Raw genomic sequence first — 15,020 nt, forward strand, 5'->3', positions numbered from 1 at the left:
AAAAAGGAGAAATTCCGATGAAATCCCGTGCTGCCGTGGCTTTTGGCCCAGGACAACCTTTACAGATTGTAGAAGTCGATGTTGCTCCACCTCAAAAAGGTGAAGTACTGATTAAAATTACGCATACCGGTGTTTGCCATACCGATGCATTTACGCTTTCCGGTGATGATCCTGAAGGAGTATTTCCTGCAATTTTGGGACATGAAGGTGCAGGTATAGTGATCGAAGTGGGTGAGGGCGTGACCAGTGTTAAACCCGGTGATCATGTGATTCCACTGTACACTGCCGAATGTGGTGAGTGTTTATTCTGTAAATCGGGCAAGACCAATCTTTGTGTGGCTGTACGTGCAACACAGGGTAAAGGGGTCATGCCGGATGGCACGACTCGATTCTCTTATAATGGTGAACCGATTTATCACTATATGGGTTGCTCGACCTTCAGTGAATATACTGTGGTTGCAGAAGTCTCATTGGCAAAGATCAATCCTGATGCCAATCCGGAGCAGGTCTGCTTGTTGGGTTGTGGTGTAACGACCGGGATCGGTGCAGTCCATAATACGGCAAAAGTACAGGAAGGCGATTCGGTTGCAGTATTTGGCCTCGGTGGTATTGGTCTGGCGGTGGTACAGGGTGCACGTCAGGCTAAGGCCGGTCGCATTATTGTGGTTGATACCAATCCGGATAAATTTGAACTGGCCAAACAATTCGGTGCGACAGATACTTTAAATCCAAAAGATTATGATCAGCCGATTCAACAGGTGATTGTTGAGTTGACTGGCTGGGGTGTGGATCATTCTTTTGAATGTATTGGCAATGTTAATGTCATGCGTTCGGCACTGGAATGTGCGCATCGTGGTTGGGGACAATCGGTGATTATTGGGGTTGCTGGTGCAGGGCAGGAAATTTCCACACGTCCATTCCAGTTGGTTACAGGGCGTAAATGGTTAGGTACCGCATTTGGTGGCGTCAAGGGACGTTCCCAGTTACCGGGAATGGTAGAAGACGCTATGAAGGGTGAAATTCAGCTTGAGCCTTTTGTCACGCATACCATGCCACTTGACCAGATTAATGAGGCTTTTGATTTGATGCACGAAGGGAAATCCATTCGTTCAGTGGTACATTTTTAAACATTGAAGATAAAAAAACAGGGAGGTTGTCCTCCCTGTTTTATCTAGAATAATTAAGAGTTATCAAGCTTAAACCTGCGCCAGCGCCTGTTCCAGATCTGCAATTAAATCATCAATATGTTCAATACCCACAGACAAACGCACCATATCTTCACTGACGCCCGCAGCTTTGAGTTCTGTTTCGTTTAACTGGCGGTGTGTGGTGGTGGCAGGGTGACATGCCAGACTTTTGGCATCACCAATATTCACCAGTCGTGTAAACAGTCGCAGTGCATCAATAAAACGGGTGCCACCGGCTTTGCCATCTTTTACCCCAAAAGAAAGAATCGCAGACGGTTTACCCTTGACGTATTTTTGTGCCAGCGCATGTTCGGGATGATCAGGTAGTCCAGCATAGTTGACCCAATTGACTTTGGTATGTTGTTTTAAATACTGGGCAACTTTCAAGGCATTTTCGGTATGGCGTTCTATACGCAAGGATAAGGTTTCCAGACCCTGTAAAATCAGAAATACACTCAAGGGACTGATTGCTGCACCAGTATTGCGTAATGGAACCACACGGGCACGACCAATATAGGCTGCTTCACCCAGTGCCTCGACATAATTGACTCCATGATAACTTGGATCAGGTGTATTCAAAACCTTGAAACGTTCTGGATATTTACCCCAAGGGAATTTGCCGCTATCTACAATGGCACCGCCAATACTATTACCGTGTCCACCAATATATTTGGTCAGTGAATGCACCACGATGTCGGCACCATGCTCAAAGGATTTTTGTAAGACCGGTGTGGCAACGGTATTGTCGACCACGACCGGGACACCATATTCATGTGCAATGCTGGCAATGGCTTCCAGATCGATAATATTGCCAAGTGGATTGCCAATGGATTCGACAAAAACCAGTTTGGTTTTGTCATCGATCAATTGACGCAGGCTTTCTGGGTTTTGATAATCAAAAAAGCGAACTTCAATGCCCTGTTTAGGCAAAGTATGGGCAAATAAATTGTAGGTGCCACCATACAATGTTGATACTGATGCAATATTATCACCAGCTTCGGTAATGGTTTGGATGGCATAGGTAATTGCTGCCATACCAGACGCCAGTGCCAGCGCCCCGATTCCGCCTTCCAGTGCCGCAAGACGTTGTTCGAGGACTGCGGTAGTCGGATTGGTAATGCGAGTATAAATATTACCCGGTACTTTCAGGTCGAATAAATCGGCACCGTGCTGTGTATTATCAAATGCGTAGGACGTCGTTTGATAGATTGGTACAGCCACTGCCTTTGTGGTTGGTTCTGGGCTATAGCCTGCATGAATTGCCAGGGTTTCATCTTTATATGCCATGTTGTTTTTTTCCATCTATGTAGCGAATATGTAGCAAAAGCCAAATTAAGCTAGCATAATTTTTGTCCTGATTGATGATGATAAAGAGATTAAGATATAAATTTTTAGCATAAGGCTTGAGGTTTTTACAGCATACTTTTTGCTTACAAAAACAGCAATGTTCAGATCCCAGCTTTTCCTTTATGATCAAGATTCTACGATTTAATAATACATAACAATGCCATCTATTTATCAATTAAAACCTGCATTTCAAAATTTACTCCGACCTTTGGTTCGGGGACTGTATCGTTGTGGCATTACGGCAAATATGGTGACTGTAATGGCCATGTTGATTTCGGTTGGTCTAGCGTTCTGGATTTATCAGCATGTGCAAAGCCCGGATGGTTCGATTTTTTATTTTTTGTTATTACCCGTCTGGATGCTGCTGCGTATGGCGATGAATGCCATAGACGGCATGCTGGCACGAGAATTCGCCCAGCAAAGTACTTTGGGTGCTTATCTCAATGAATTGTGTGATGTGATCAGTGATACTGCGCTCTATGCCTGTTTTTTTGCCTTTACTCTGATTGATCAAAAATTATTGGCATTGGTGATCCTATTGTCCATTCTCAGTGAATATGCCGGTGTTATGGCACCTTTGGTTGGGGCAGCGCGCCGTTATGACGGACCGATGGGGAAAAGTGATCGTGCATTTATCTTTAGTCTGCTGGCTATTGTGATCGCCTTTATCCCGAGTGTAATGCAGAAATATCCGGCATTGAACATCGATAGACTCGATAATGTGATTAATGGCCTGTTGCTGTTTATTTTATTGCTTTTACTGCTGACAATTTTTAACCGTATCAGGTACGGTATTCAAAATAGTAGAAAGATTGATCTGTAGAAAGAATATTGCGTTTTAAAGGAATCATTTATGTATCAAAACACACAGCATACGTTTAATAGCCATGATGGCATTGCTTTATTTTATCAACATTGGCAAACGGATCGGGCCTCCGATACGGATAAAAAGGCGATTGTCATGTTGCATCGTGGTCATGAACATTCCGGTCGAATGGCACATTTGGTCGAAGAATTACAATTAGCCGAATTTGATTTTTTTGCATGGGATGCCAGAGGACATGGACAATCGCCCGGTGAAAGAGGTGATGCACCGAGCTTTTCCGCTTGTGTGAAAGATATCCAGTATTTTGTGCAACATATTCAGGATAAATATCAGATTAAAGCTGAAAATATTGCAGTGATCGGACAAAGTGTTGGGGCAGTGTTGGCAGCGACTTGGGTACATGATTATGCACCACAAATTCGTGCCTTATGTTTGGCTTCACCAGCATTTGATATCAAGCTTTATGTGCCCTTTGCCCGTGCAGGTTTGACTGCATTAAACAAATTGCGTGGCAATTTTTTCATTAGCAGCTATGTCAAAGCCGCGATGCTGACCCACGATGTCGAACGGGCACAGCAATATGATAACGATCCACAGATTGGCAAAGCCATATCAGTGCGTATGCTCTTGGGTTTATATGCTGCGGCAGATCGAGTGGTGGCAGATGCACAGAACATTTTTGTGCCGACACAGGTGGTTTGTTCGGGATCGGATTTTGTGGTAGAGCGAAAACCACAACAACAATTTTATGAGAAACTACCGCATCCCAAAAAAGAATGGCATGTACTGGAAGGCTTTTATCATGATACCTTGGGCGAAAAAGACCGCCATTTGGCGCTTGAAAAAATTCGTCGTTTTATTCTGGCCAATTTTGCTGAAAGTTTTCAGTCACCGCAGCTTCTCGATGCCGATAAAATTGGTGCAAGTTGTGCGATTGCTGAGGAAATTTCTACCCCATTGCCAAAAAATTCGATTAAACATGCATTTTGGCAATTGACCAAAGCCAATTTAAAACTGGGTAGCAAGTTTTCCAAAGGGTTAAAAATCGGTGAGCAAACTGGGTATGACTCCGGTTCGACCCTGGATTTTGTCTATCGGGATCAACTGGAAAGTTCCAATCCGATTGGCAAGCTGATTGACTGGCAATATTTGCAGGCTATCGGTTGGCGTGGTATTCGGGTGCGTAAACAAAACCTTGAAGCATTGTTGAAAAAATATGCTGTGCATATTCAGGCCCAAGGCAAGGATGTACGCATACTGGATATTGCCGCCGGACATGGCCGTTACATTCTCGATGCGGTGGCACATCTGCAACAGCCACCTGCGTCGATTTTGCTGCGGGATTATAGTGCGCTGAATGTTGAGGCCGGACAGCAGTTAATCCGACAACGACAGCTTGAGCATCTGGCGCAATTTCAGCAGGGCGATGCCTTTGATACTGCTTCACTGGCTGCTATTCAACCTCGGCCCAATCTGGCAGTGGTGTCCGGGTTATATGAGCTGTTTGCCGATAATACCTTATTAAATCAATCGCTAACTGGGCTGGCACAGGCAATTCCTCAGGGTGGCTATTTAATTTATACCGGACAAATCTGGCATCCACAGCAGGAATTTATTGCCCGAGCTTTAACTTCACACCGTCAGGGACAGGCATGGGTGATGCGTTTACGATCTCAGGCCGAGATCGATGCGCTGGTTGAACATGCTGGTTTTAAAAAAATTGACCAATGTATTGACGAATTTGGTATTTTTACCGTTTCTGTTGCACAGCGTCTATAAAGGCAACGTTTTTCTAAAGGTAACGGTTTTATGCTGATCAATATGCCACAACGTGGTGTCTGGCTGTATGGTGTACTCTGGCTCTGTTTTTTGGCACCATTTTTCTTTCTCACCTACGGTTTTACCAATCAATATGCCAGCGGGCTCACGGATGTGCCGGTCATTGTATTTGCATGGGAGCAGTATATTCCACTTTGGGCGTGGACCATTGTGCCGTATTGGTCGATTGATTTGTTTTATGGTTTATCGCTGCTTCTTTGTCTGAGTAAACACGAATTACGGCAACAGGTATTGCGGCTGGTATCGGCACAAGTCATTGCCATCACATGTTTTTTATTGTTTCCCTTGCGCTTTAGTTTTGAACGCCCAGAATTAGATGGATTTTTTGGGCTCTGGTTTGATGTGTTGATGGGCTTTGACAAGCCCTTTAATCAGGCACCTTCATTGCATATTATTTTGCTGGTCATTATATGGGATTTTTATCGTCGGCACGTCACAGCAAAGTGGCGTTGGTTGGTACATGGCTGGTCAGTGTTAATCGGCTTATCGGTATTAACCACATGGCAACATCATTTTATTGATATTCCGACCGGGCTTTTGGTGGGTGCATTATGTTTATGGTTATTTCCCTTGCAGGGTTTTTCACCATTACGTATTGGACGACAATCTTTTACGACCAAACATTTAAAGCTGGGCATATTTTACCTGTGCGCTGCACAGGGGCTGGCTGCATTGGCCTATAGTATTCAGTCTTGGGCACTATGGTTGTTTTATCCGGCGATGTCATTGTTGTTGGTGGCGCTGGCTTATCTATTGCGACAGCCTACGGTGTTTCAGAAACAACCTGATGGCCGATTAACTGTGGCAAGTTATTTGTTATTGTCTCCCTATTTGCTTTTTGCATGGATGAATAGCCGATTGTGGACCAGAAAGCATGCCGATGATTCCTTTATCTTAAAACATAATAATATTGAAATTTATCTGGGTAGAATTCCGACCCAGCAACATGCCAGACAATATCAGTCACTATTCGATTGTTGTGCAGAATTGCCGCATCACAAAGTTGAACATCAATGTTATGAGGCATTTTACAGTCTGGATTTAATTCCAATTCAGCATCAACAGTTTCCCGAGGCGGTGGCGAGATTCAATCATATTATTCGGCACATGACACAACAGAATCAGACACAACAGAATCAGACACAACAGACCAAAAACGGTCAGACTCAACAGCAGCCAACTCAGAAAGTATTGATTTATTGTGCTTTGGGTTATTCCCGTAGCTGTAGTATTTTAATTGCATGGTTAATTGATCAGGGCATTGTTGCTTCGGCACAACAGGGTTTAGCTCTAGTTCAACAACAACGTCCATGGGTGGTATTAAAACCTACGCATTTATCAGAACTGGAACAATGGCGGAAACACTATGGATCAAACACTTTCTCCGCTTAAGGTGGTATTGGCATTAACCGCAAGTAGTGCATCAATATTATGGGCAAGTTATCTTTTGCTTATACTGGCTTTTTTGATCATGTTATTGACCCATTTAAATATTTTGGCACTACTTATCATCTTTGCGGCAAGCATCCAGCATTATCTGTATATTCGTATCCAGTTTGATCGGCAGTTATTGCAACAAATGATTCAATCACAAGATACGCTCCATGCCCAGACTGAACAATTGGATCAGGCATTACTGGATTTAAAGCTGATTTCATCGAAAAAAAGCGGGCGAATTTGGACAGTACGCTTAACCGGAATATTAAGACTGTTTAAACTGCAATGTGTGGTGTTGGCAATCCAGTTGATGTTATTGGTTAGCATGATTTGCCTTGGTGCACGATAAACGCAGTACACAAAAATACGCAGATTCAAGCGCAAATACAAAAGAGGCAAAACGGTCATGAAGCAAAACCCATCCAGAATAATCAACTATCTTGCGCGTGGCGTGGCATTTTTAATGCGTCGTTCGGTACGTTTGCTGACTGGCGCAAGAAGTTTATGGCTGGGTTGCAAACCGGAATTGAAACAGCGCATTTATTACGCCAATCATAACAGTCATATTGATTTTGTCTTGTTATGGTCGTCTCTACCGACGTCGATTCGTCGGCAAACCCGTCCTGTGGCGGCTTCTGATTATTGGCAAAGTAATACGTTAAGGCAGTTTTTGATTCAGGATGTGTTTCATGGCATTACCATTGCCAGACATCGGGAATCTGGTCAGGACCCTTTACAACCGGTTATTGATGCATTAAATGATGGCGATTCGGTGATTTTTTTCCCGGAAGGCACACGTAATCTGGATGAAGACCGGATTCTGTTGCCCTTTAAAAGTGGTCTATTCCATTTAAGCCAACGGTTTCCCGAGGTCGAACTGGTGCCGGTGTGGATTACCAACCTCAATCGTGTTATGCCAAAAGGTGCATTTATTCCATTACCGCTATTGTCAACCGTCGCTTTTGGTACACCATTGGATACACAGCATTTGCTAGACAAGACTGCATTTTTACATCGTGCCGAGCAACAATTACTGGCCTTACAAGAGGTTGAGAATCAATGAATTATAGTCATGGACAATTGACCTCTTTATTTTTTATCTCGGTCACGATTATTCTGGTGATTGCCTCAACCATTGGTCATCTGCTTAAACAACGGGTCAAGCAGCAACCGCATGCTGTGATTGATAATCTTAATGCCCGCATTAATGCGTGGTGGGCGATGCTTGTTATTCTGGGCGCAGCAATTTTACTGGGCAAAAACGCCTTAATTGTTTTATTTGCCTTAATTTCACTGTTTGCCTTAAGGGAATTTATTACCCTATTACCGACGCGACGGGGCGATTATCTGGCTTTATTGATCGCCTTTTATTTTGTCATTCCGTATCAATATTATTTGATCTACATTGACTGGTACGGCTTATATTCGATTTTTATTCCGCTCTATGTCTTTTTACTGATTCCGATTGCCACCTTGAAACAGGAAGACACCACCCGTTTTCTGGAGCGCAGTGCCAAAATCCAGTGGGGGCTGATGGTTTCGGTGTTCTGTATTTCCCATGTGCCGGCATTATTAAATTTAAAGGTGTATGGTTTTACTGGCGATAAAATCTGGCTTGCGATCTGGCTGATCATGGTAGTACAGGTGTCTGATGTGTTGCAGTATGTCTGTGGCAAATTGTTTGGTAAACACAAAGTTGCACCTGTACTTAGCCCATCAAAAACCATTGAGGGTTTGTTAGGCGGGATATTCTTGGCGACATTGCTTGGCATGACATTGCACTGGTTGACACCTTTTAATCTCTGGCAAGCGGCATTAATTGGCTTTATCGTCTGTATTTTTGGTTTCTTTGGTGGTCTGGTAATGTCTGCCATTAAACGGGATCGTGGGGTAAAAGACTGGGGACATCTGATTCAGGGACATGGCGGCATGTTGGATCGTATTGATTCTATTTGTTTTGCTGCACCAGTGTATTTCCATATTTTAAGATACTGGTGGGGTTAGATAGGAGATGCAAAGCTAGGGATTGATCTCATTTTGCTTATATTTCATAACTTCTGACCGGATCCAAGCAGAAAAAACTGCGTAACATTGTTTTTGAATAGATGAATTTAATTCATGCTAAAATGAACAAAATTCATTATGTATTCTGCCAGCCGAGATCAGCCAGCCATGTCCACTGCCTATAAGCCGCAAACTGCGCCCAAAGCCTTGTTTGATTATGACAAGTATTGGGCATCATGTTTTGAGCCTGCCCCATTCTTACCGATGTCACGGGAAGAAATGGATATGCTGGGTTGGGATGCCTGTGATTTTATTCTGGTCTGTGGCGATGCCTATATTGACCATCCATCTTTTTGTTCCGGGGTGATTGGGCGTGCCATTGAAGCACAGGGTTTTCGGGTTGGTATTATTGCTCAACCGGACTGGACTTCGGCCGATGCATTTAAGGCACTAGGCAAACCGACTATTGCCTATGGTGTGACAGCCGGCAATATGGATTCGATGATCAACCGCTATACCGCAGATCGTAAAATCCGTTCCGATGATGCCTATTCTCCCAATAATGAGGCCAACCGTCGTCCGGATCGTGCAGCGACCGTGTATTGTCAGCGTTGCCGTGAGGCATATCCGGATGTGCCGATTATTCTCGGCGGTATCGAAGGTAGCTTACGCCGCATTGCACATTATGATTATTGGTCGGATAAAGTGCGTCGTTCCATTTTGATGGATGCCAAACCTGATTTGCTGGTATATGGTAATGGCGAACGTGCGATCATTGAAATCATACATCGTCTGTCCAAGGGCGAAGCGGTCAAGACTATTGTTGATGTCCGTGGTACGGCATTTATTCTGAATAAATCCAGCCGTGAATTAAAAACCGGATTTATTGAGATTGACAGTAATGATGTGGACATTGTAGGTCGGGTTGATCCGATCATTAATCCCTATGTCATGACAGAAGATCTGGATGGTTGTGAGATTGAAAAAGATAAAGGCAATCATCTGGCGCAATATCAGGATTTTCAAAAAGAATTGGTGAGTAATCCAATTGTTAAGGCCGGCGATACAAATCTCCCCCAGCCCCTCTTTGATAAAGAGGGGAGCCTCCCCCTTTCGCAAAGGGGGATTGAGGGGGATTTAGATAAAGATACACAAATTGTTTATCTTCGTCCGTCAAAAGCCATCAAACATAAATTACCACCACGGGAACTTGCCGTGATCCGACTGCCTGCATTTGAACAGGTGGCAAATGATCGGGTACTGTATGCACACGCCAATCGCATTTTGCATCTGGAAACCAATCCCGGTAATGCACGGGCACTGGTACAACGACATGGGGATCGTGATGTCTGGCTGAATCCACCACCAATTCCACTGACCACAGAAGAAATGGATTATGTGTTTGATCTGCCTTATGCACGCCTGCCACATCCATCCTATGGTGATGCCAGATTCCCTGCGTTTGATATGATCAAGTTTTCTGTCAATATCATGCGTGGCTGCTTTGGCGGTTGTACCTTTTGTTCGATTACCGAACATGAAGGCCGGATTATCCAGAATCGCTCAGAAGAATCGATTTTGCGTGAAGTGGAAAAAATTCGTGATACCGCACCGCAGTTTACCGGGATTATTTCCGATTTGGGTGGCCCGACTGCAAACATGTACCGCCTGCATTGTAAAGATTCAGAGATTGAAAAAAATTGTCGTAAACCATCCTGTGTTTATCCGGGCGTTTGTCAAAACTTACATACCGATCATGCACCTTTAACCCAGCTTTATCAAAAAGCCCGGGCGCTAAAAGGCATTAAAAAGATTTTGATTGGTTCTGGTCTGCGTTATGATCTGGCCGTCTTAAATCCCGAATATGTTAAGGAACTGGTGCAGCATCATGTGGGTGGTTATTTAAAAATTGCGCCGGAACATACCGAGCAGGGGCCATTGTCCAAGATGATGAAACCCGGAATTGGGACTTATGATCGTTTTAAACAAATGTTTGATCGCTTTAGTAAAGAAGTGGGTAAAGAGCAATATTTGATTCCTTACTTTATTGCGGCTCATCCGGGCACTACCGATTATGACATGATGAATCTGGCTATTTGGTTAAAGAAAAATGGTTTCCGTGCCGATCAGGTACAAACCTTCTATCCTTCACCAATGGCAACCGCTTCGACCATGTATTATACCCATAAAAATCCATTGGCGCGTGTTACAAGACACAGTGAAGATGTGGATATTGTAAAAGGCGAAAAGCGTCGTCGTTTGCATAAGGCTTTCTTACGTTATCATGATCCTAATAACTGGCCATTATTGCGTGAAGCATTAAAAGAGATGGGACGTGAAGACTTGATTGGGAATTCAAAACAGCATTTGATTCCGACCTATCAACCGCAAGGTACAGGGGATTATCAGTCTGCACGCAAGAAAAATTCCAGCAAGTCTGGCGATTCGGTCAAGCGTACCAGTGAAAATGCCGTACGCTATCAAACCAAATCGCCGAAAAAAGGCAAGGTTTTAACCCAGCATACCGGCTTACCGCCTAGAGAAAGCGGACAACGTAAACGTCCTGCCAAAACTTCGGGTCGATGATTTTAAAAAGAGAATTTTAAGTAACGTGAATTCGGGATAAGATGTGTAGAAGAAATATATTTCGTAGCAGCGTCCGCTGCATGTTCGAGGGTAGTAGATTATCTGCAAGATAATGTTTTTCAACTAATTTGTTTTTTTGCAGTATTGGACCGAGTTTGCAGTGAGCAGCTTTACGGAATATATTCCTCATGCGCAAGATGGTTTGCCCTTGCGAAACGATGTTTCTCATCCCGAAAGCCTTGCGAGCTATAGCTCTCAGGTCAAACCTGAACAAGATTGAAATATATTTCAATCACAGTGCAAGACCTTGCGTCATACATGCCTCAGGTTAATCCTAAAATATGCCTAATCTTGTAAGACTCTGTCGTGGTTCTTTCGTTGAAATTCATTTTATTTATGCAAAACAATGGCTATTATCCCGAACTTGCATTAATTAGTTCGTTCTTTCAACATTAAAAACGAAAACTCGGGCTCATTGCCCAAGTTTTTTTATATTCTGTTATACGATTAAGCCTGATCCAACACCCGTTTGGCTTGTGCTTTATCAATATCTTTTTCCCATGAAGCAATCACAACGGTAGCGACACAGTTACCAATCAAGTTGGTACAGGCACGGACAATCCCGATAAACCAGTCGACAGAAAGCAGTAACACCAGACCAATCGCAGGTAAGCTTGGAATCACCGATAAGGTTGCAGCCAGAATCACCAGTGCAGATCCGGGAATCCCATGTGCACCTTTAGAGGTGATCAGTGATACCAGTAAAATTGCAGCCAAATTACCCATACTTAAATCAATATTGCAGGCTTGTGCAATAAAGATAACTGCCAATGTTAAATAAATAGAGAAACCATCTAAATTAAAAGAATAACCTGTAGGAATCACCAGACCAACTGTAGAGTTTTTAATGCCTAAACCACGAAGCTTGCTCATAATCTGGGGTAGGACTGAATCGGATGATGCCGTTCCTAATACAATGGTAAGCTCTTCTTTAAAATATTTAATAAATTTAAAAATATTAAAACCAGCTAGTTTTAAAATACCGCCTAAAACCACAATAATAAAGAACAGGCAGGTTGCATAGAATATTATCACCAATGCGCCCAATTGCATTAATGAACTAACACCGAATTTTGCAGTGGTATAAGCGACTGAACCCAATACACCAAGGGGTGCCAGTTTGATAATCAGCCCCATGGCTTTAAATAAAATTTCGGAAACTGACTCGATAAAAGCTTTGGTGGGTTCTGCCACATGTTTCGGTACCAATAACATGCTGACACCGAATAAAATGGCAATGATCAGCACTTGCAAAATATCGCCTTTCGTAAATGCATCAAATACAGTCTTTGGAATTAAGTGTAATAAAAAGTCAGACGCAGATGCCAGATCTTGTGCTCGGTCTGTATAGGTCGCCAGGTCTTTTCCATCGAGCGTGGAAATATCAATATTCATACCGACCCCGGGTTTGAATATATAGGCAACCACTATGCCCAAAAATAATGCAATTGTGGTAACAACCTCAAAATAAAGAATGGTTTTTGCACCAACACGGCCCATTTTTTTAATATCATCTGCACCAAAAATTCCCAGTACTACGACACAAAATACGATAGGTGCAATCAGCATTTTGATCAGTGAAATAAACCCATCGCCCAGCGGCTTTAATGCAAGGGCGAAATCATGTGCGACAATTCCCAGAATCACCCCCAAAATGAGTGCAATGACCACCTGTGCAAATAGGCTTTTTTTAAGTATCGATAACATTGATGATCTCTGTATGGCAAGTTGTATTTACTTTGTAAGCAATAAGTACACCAAAATAGTGCGATTTTTGCATTACTTATTCAATATATAGATATCGAATAATAAATACACTATTTTTAGTCATTTATAACTCCATATTTTAATACATGGACTAAAATATAAAGCAGTTTCAAACGCCTACTCTTGCGCATGATGATTTCTTTACACGACACGCAAAACCTTTTTTAAACGAAGCAGGAAAATAGATTATTGCATATAAAATTTAATAATATATTGATTTTTAATACTATATTATTTTCGAGTTGCGAACTCGTATTATTCGTGATGAGTGGAATTTTTTCTAAAGTGCATAGAGCGTTGATCACAGAAAGCAAATCAATATTTAATTTGATGTCGTTTTTTCCATTTTCGTAACACACTCCAGCGCCAGAAAATGTGGGTAAGTAGATAAAATAATACAGCAAAGATCAGGGCTTCAATCATCAAACCAGAGAGTAAAATTTTGGCCAAGCTACAATCAACATGACCATGACCTAAATTTGTGATCCAGTGTTCGATTTGATGTAATACACCTAAAATCATTTCCTTATTAATCATGTGGACATGGTAAATCTTACTTCCCAGCCAAAAACCTAGATATAAAATCGGGATGATGGTCAATGGATTACTTAGCCAAGCCAGTGCAAGTCCAATCGGTAAATTGACTTCCAGAAAAATTGCAGCAACCGCAATAAAGACACTATGAAAAGGAATCGGCAATAAACCAAAAAAAGTGCCAATAAATACTGCTTTGGCAATGGATTTACGATTGACATACCAAATCAGTGGATTCGTCGCATGTTTGCCAAAAAGGCACATAAATTTTAAATTGGATATACGATCGGCAGATGGGAGCCAAGACTGTAGGAATTGTTTTGCCATGTATGCTGTCTTTATGCCACTGTCTTAATATGAAGAAGAATTATTCGATAAGTATAATTTTTCTTCGGCGATGATGTTATAGGATATGATCTATAAAATAGAGATGATCGTAAAAAAGACAAGTGTAAATATATTTCTTGTCTTCTTTATTTTGCTGGAGTTAAAGAATTGAGAAGGCTAATTATCGGTCAACATGATCAACAAATCGTGCAATATCGTTTAATGCCTGTTTTGCTTGCTCTACCCAATGGTTAAACATATGAAAGTTATGCCACATTCCCGGATAAATGGATAAAGTTGCCTTACCACCGGCCTGCTCAACATATTCCTTTAATCGTTTGGCATCATCTAGCAGAATCTCTTTACTACCTACTTGAATTAATATTTCAGGTAAGCCACTTAAATTGGCAAAGAGTGGGGAAATATAAGGTTCATCGATACTGTTATCATCGGTAATATAATACTCAATGCCCTGTTTTAATAACTGTTCTGAAAGCAAGGTATCCTGTTTGGCATTAAACTTCAAAGACTCACCAGTTAAGGATAAATCCAGCCAAGGTGACATCAGGATTAAACCACTTGGCAAAGGTAATTTTTCATCACGTAATTTTAGACATAGCGCCAGCGCCAGATTGCCGCCACAGGAATCACCTGAAAGGGTAATATCTTTGGGCTCAATGCCTTGTTGTAAAATTTCCAGATAAGCAGCAAACAGCAGATCAAGTGCATAGGGAAAAGGGTGTTCTGGTGCCAATGGATAGTCCAGATGTAACACCTGTGCTTTGGTATACGTGACCAGATCGGACATCAGCCCACGATGACTATCCAGTCCACCGAGAAAAAAAGCACCGCCATGAATATGAAAAATCATCTGCGTTGGATCTTCATTCCGAACTTTTATTTCTTCACATGGCATGCCGGCAAGATGAAGTTTTTTGAAATGTAATGAACGATTGACAGGCAATAATTTGCTTGTAGGGACAAGGAGCTTGCGTAAGGTATTGGCAGAAAGCCCTTGTTCACTGGGAAATTTAATGGTTGCTTTTAATATCTTTTCGATTGCAAAGGTTGTCAATTGTGAGGTTTTTGGCATAAATCAATCCATA

Annotated in this window: 12 protein-coding genes; 8 read left to right on the forward strand and 4 right to left on the reverse strand. The window is 42.3% G+C overall.

Going from position 1 to position 15,020, the window contains the following annotated elements; all coding sequences use genetic code 11:
- The first annotated feature begins 17 nt into the window (after positions 1–17).
- Entirely contained in the window at positions 18–1,127 is a 1,110-nt protein-coding gene (locus CRO21_RS12905; RefSeq protein ID WP_097079728.1) for an S-(hydroxymethyl)glutathione dehydrogenase/class III alcohol dehydrogenase, read from the forward strand.
- Between the two features lie 69 nt (positions 1,128–1,196).
- On the opposite strand, the gene CRO21_RS12910 is transcribed toward CRO21_RS12905, so the two are convergent.
- Positions 1,197–2,474 carry an O-acetylhomoserine aminocarboxypropyltransferase/cysteine synthase family protein gene (locus CRO21_RS12910; RefSeq protein ID WP_097079729.1) on the reverse strand — a complete coding sequence of 426 codons (1,278 nt, stop codon included), beginning with the start codon at positions 2,472–2,474 and terminating at the stop codon, positions 1,197–1,199.
- Positions 2,475–2,691: 217 nt separating this feature from the next.
- On the opposite strand from CRO21_RS12910, the gene CRO21_RS12915 reads away from it, so the two are divergent.
- From CRO21_RS12915 to CRO21_RS12945, 7 genes are all read left to right on the forward strand, one after another.
- Positions 2,692–3,357, forward strand: coding sequence for a CDP-alcohol phosphatidyltransferase family protein (locus CRO21_RS12915; protein ID WP_097079730.1), 666 nt, complete (start codon positions 2,692–2,694; stop codon positions 3,355–3,357).
- 30 nt (positions 3,358–3,387) lie between these two features.
- Positions 3,388–5,139, forward strand: a complete 1,752-nt coding sequence (locus CRO21_RS12920) for a bifunctional alpha/beta hydrolase/class I SAM-dependent methyltransferase (protein WP_097079731.1) — start codon at positions 3,388–3,390, stop codon at positions 5,137–5,139.
- Between the two features lie 30 nt (positions 5,140–5,169).
- Positions 5,170–6,591, forward strand: coding sequence for a phosphatase PAP2/dual specificity phosphatase family protein (locus CRO21_RS12925; RefSeq protein WP_097079732.1), 1,422 nt, complete (start codon positions 5,170–5,172; stop codon positions 6,589–6,591).
- Positions 6,566–6,985: a hypothetical protein gene (locus tag CRO21_RS12930; RefSeq protein WP_097079733.1), complete on the forward strand. Its 420-nt coding sequence runs from the start codon at positions 6,566–6,568 to the stop codon at positions 6,983–6,985. The genes CRO21_RS12925 and CRO21_RS12930 overlap by 26 nt, the downstream gene beginning before the upstream one ends.
- 57 nt (positions 6,986–7,042) lie before the next feature.
- Positions 7,043–7,699 (forward strand): lysophospholipid acyltransferase family protein, encoded by a 657-nt coding sequence (locus tag CRO21_RS12935; RefSeq protein ID WP_097079734.1) that lies wholly within the window; start codon positions 7,043–7,045, stop codon positions 7,697–7,699.
- Positions 7,696–8,640 carry a phosphatidate cytidylyltransferase gene (locus tag CRO21_RS12940; RefSeq protein ID WP_097079735.1) on the forward strand — a complete coding sequence of 315 codons (945 nt, stop codon included), beginning with the start codon at positions 7,696–7,698 and terminating at the stop codon, positions 8,638–8,640. Before CRO21_RS12935 ends, CRO21_RS12940 begins: the two co-directional genes overlap by 4 nt.
- A gap of 168 nt (positions 8,641–8,808) precedes the next feature.
- On the forward strand, positions 8,809–11,226 hold the full coding sequence (locus CRO21_RS12945; protein WP_097079807.1) for a YgiQ family radical SAM protein: 2,418 nt from the start codon (positions 8,809–8,811) through the stop codon (positions 11,224–11,226).
- A 507-nt stretch (positions 11,227–11,733) separates the two neighbouring features.
- Here the strand turns inward: CRO21_RS12945 and dctA are convergent.
- The 3 genes from dctA to CRO21_RS12960 form a co-directional block, all read right to left on the reverse strand.
- On the reverse strand, positions 11,734–12,993 hold the full coding sequence (gene dctA, locus CRO21_RS12950) for a C4-dicarboxylate transporter DctA (protein ID WP_097079736.1): 1,260 nt from the start codon (positions 12,991–12,993) through the stop codon (positions 11,734–11,736).
- Between the two features lie 375 nt (positions 12,994–13,368).
- Entirely contained in the window at positions 13,369–13,914 is a 546-nt protein-coding gene (locus tag CRO21_RS12955) for a DUF2062 domain-containing protein (RefSeq protein ID WP_097079737.1), read from the reverse strand.
- Between the two features lie 181 nt (positions 13,915–14,095).
- A complete protein-coding gene (locus tag CRO21_RS12960; protein WP_097079738.1) occupies positions 14,096–15,007 on the reverse strand; it encodes an alpha/beta hydrolase in 912 nt (303 codons plus the stop codon).
- Between the last annotated feature and the right edge of the window lie 13 nt (positions 15,008–15,020).

It is taken from the genome of Acinetobacter puyangensis (assembly GCF_900096995.1).
Lineage (GTDB): Bacteria > Pseudomonadota > Gammaproteobacteria > Pseudomonadales > Moraxellaceae > Acinetobacter > Acinetobacter puyangensis.

What these genes read in the sequence shown, in the direction of transcription:
- CRO21_RS12935 (WP_097079734.1), top strand. Translation starts at nt 7,043, where the DNA reads ATGAAGCAAAACCCATCCAGAATAATCAACTATCTTGCGCGTGGCGTG.
- CRO21_RS12910 (WP_097079729.1), bottom strand. Translation starts at nt 2,474, where the DNA reads ATGGCATATAAAGATGAAACCCTGGCAATTCATGCAGGCTATAGCCCA.
- CRO21_RS12940 (WP_097079735.1), top strand. Translation starts at nt 7,696, where the DNA reads ATGAATTATAGTCATGGACAATTGACCTCTTTATTTTTTATCTCGGTC.
- CRO21_RS12925 (WP_097079732.1), top strand. Translation starts at nt 5,170, where the DNA reads ATGCTGATCAATATGCCACAACGTGGTGTCTGGCTGTATGGTGTACTC.
- CRO21_RS12920 (WP_097079731.1), top strand. Translation starts at nt 3,388, where the DNA reads ATGTATCAAAACACACAGCATACGTTTAATAGCCATGATGGCATTGCT.
- CRO21_RS12930 (WP_097079733.1), top strand. Translation starts at nt 6,566, where the DNA reads ATGGATCAAACACTTTCTCCGCTTAAGGTGGTATTGGCATTAACCGCA.
- CRO21_RS12915 (WP_097079730.1), top strand. Translation starts at nt 2,692, where the DNA reads ATGCCATCTATTTATCAATTAAAACCTGCATTTCAAAATTTACTCCGA.
- CRO21_RS12960 (WP_097079738.1), bottom strand. Translation starts at nt 15,007, where the DNA reads ATGCCAAAAACCTCACAATTGACAACCTTTGCAATCGAAAAGATATTA.
- CRO21_RS12945 (WP_097079807.1), top strand. Translation starts at nt 8,809, where the DNA reads ATGTCCACTGCCTATAAGCCGCAAACTGCGCCCAAAGCCTTGTTTGAT.
- CRO21_RS12955 (WP_097079737.1), bottom strand. Translation starts at nt 13,914, where the DNA reads ATGGCAAAACAATTCCTACAGTCTTGGCTCCCATCTGCCGATCGTATA.
- CRO21_RS12905 (WP_097079728.1), top strand. Translation starts at nt 18, where the DNA reads ATGAAATCCCGTGCTGCCGTGGCTTTTGGCCCAGGACAACCTTTACAG.
- dctA (WP_097079736.1), bottom strand. Translation starts at nt 12,993, where the DNA reads ATGTTATCGATACTTAAAAAAAGCCTATTTGCACAGGTGGTCATTGCA.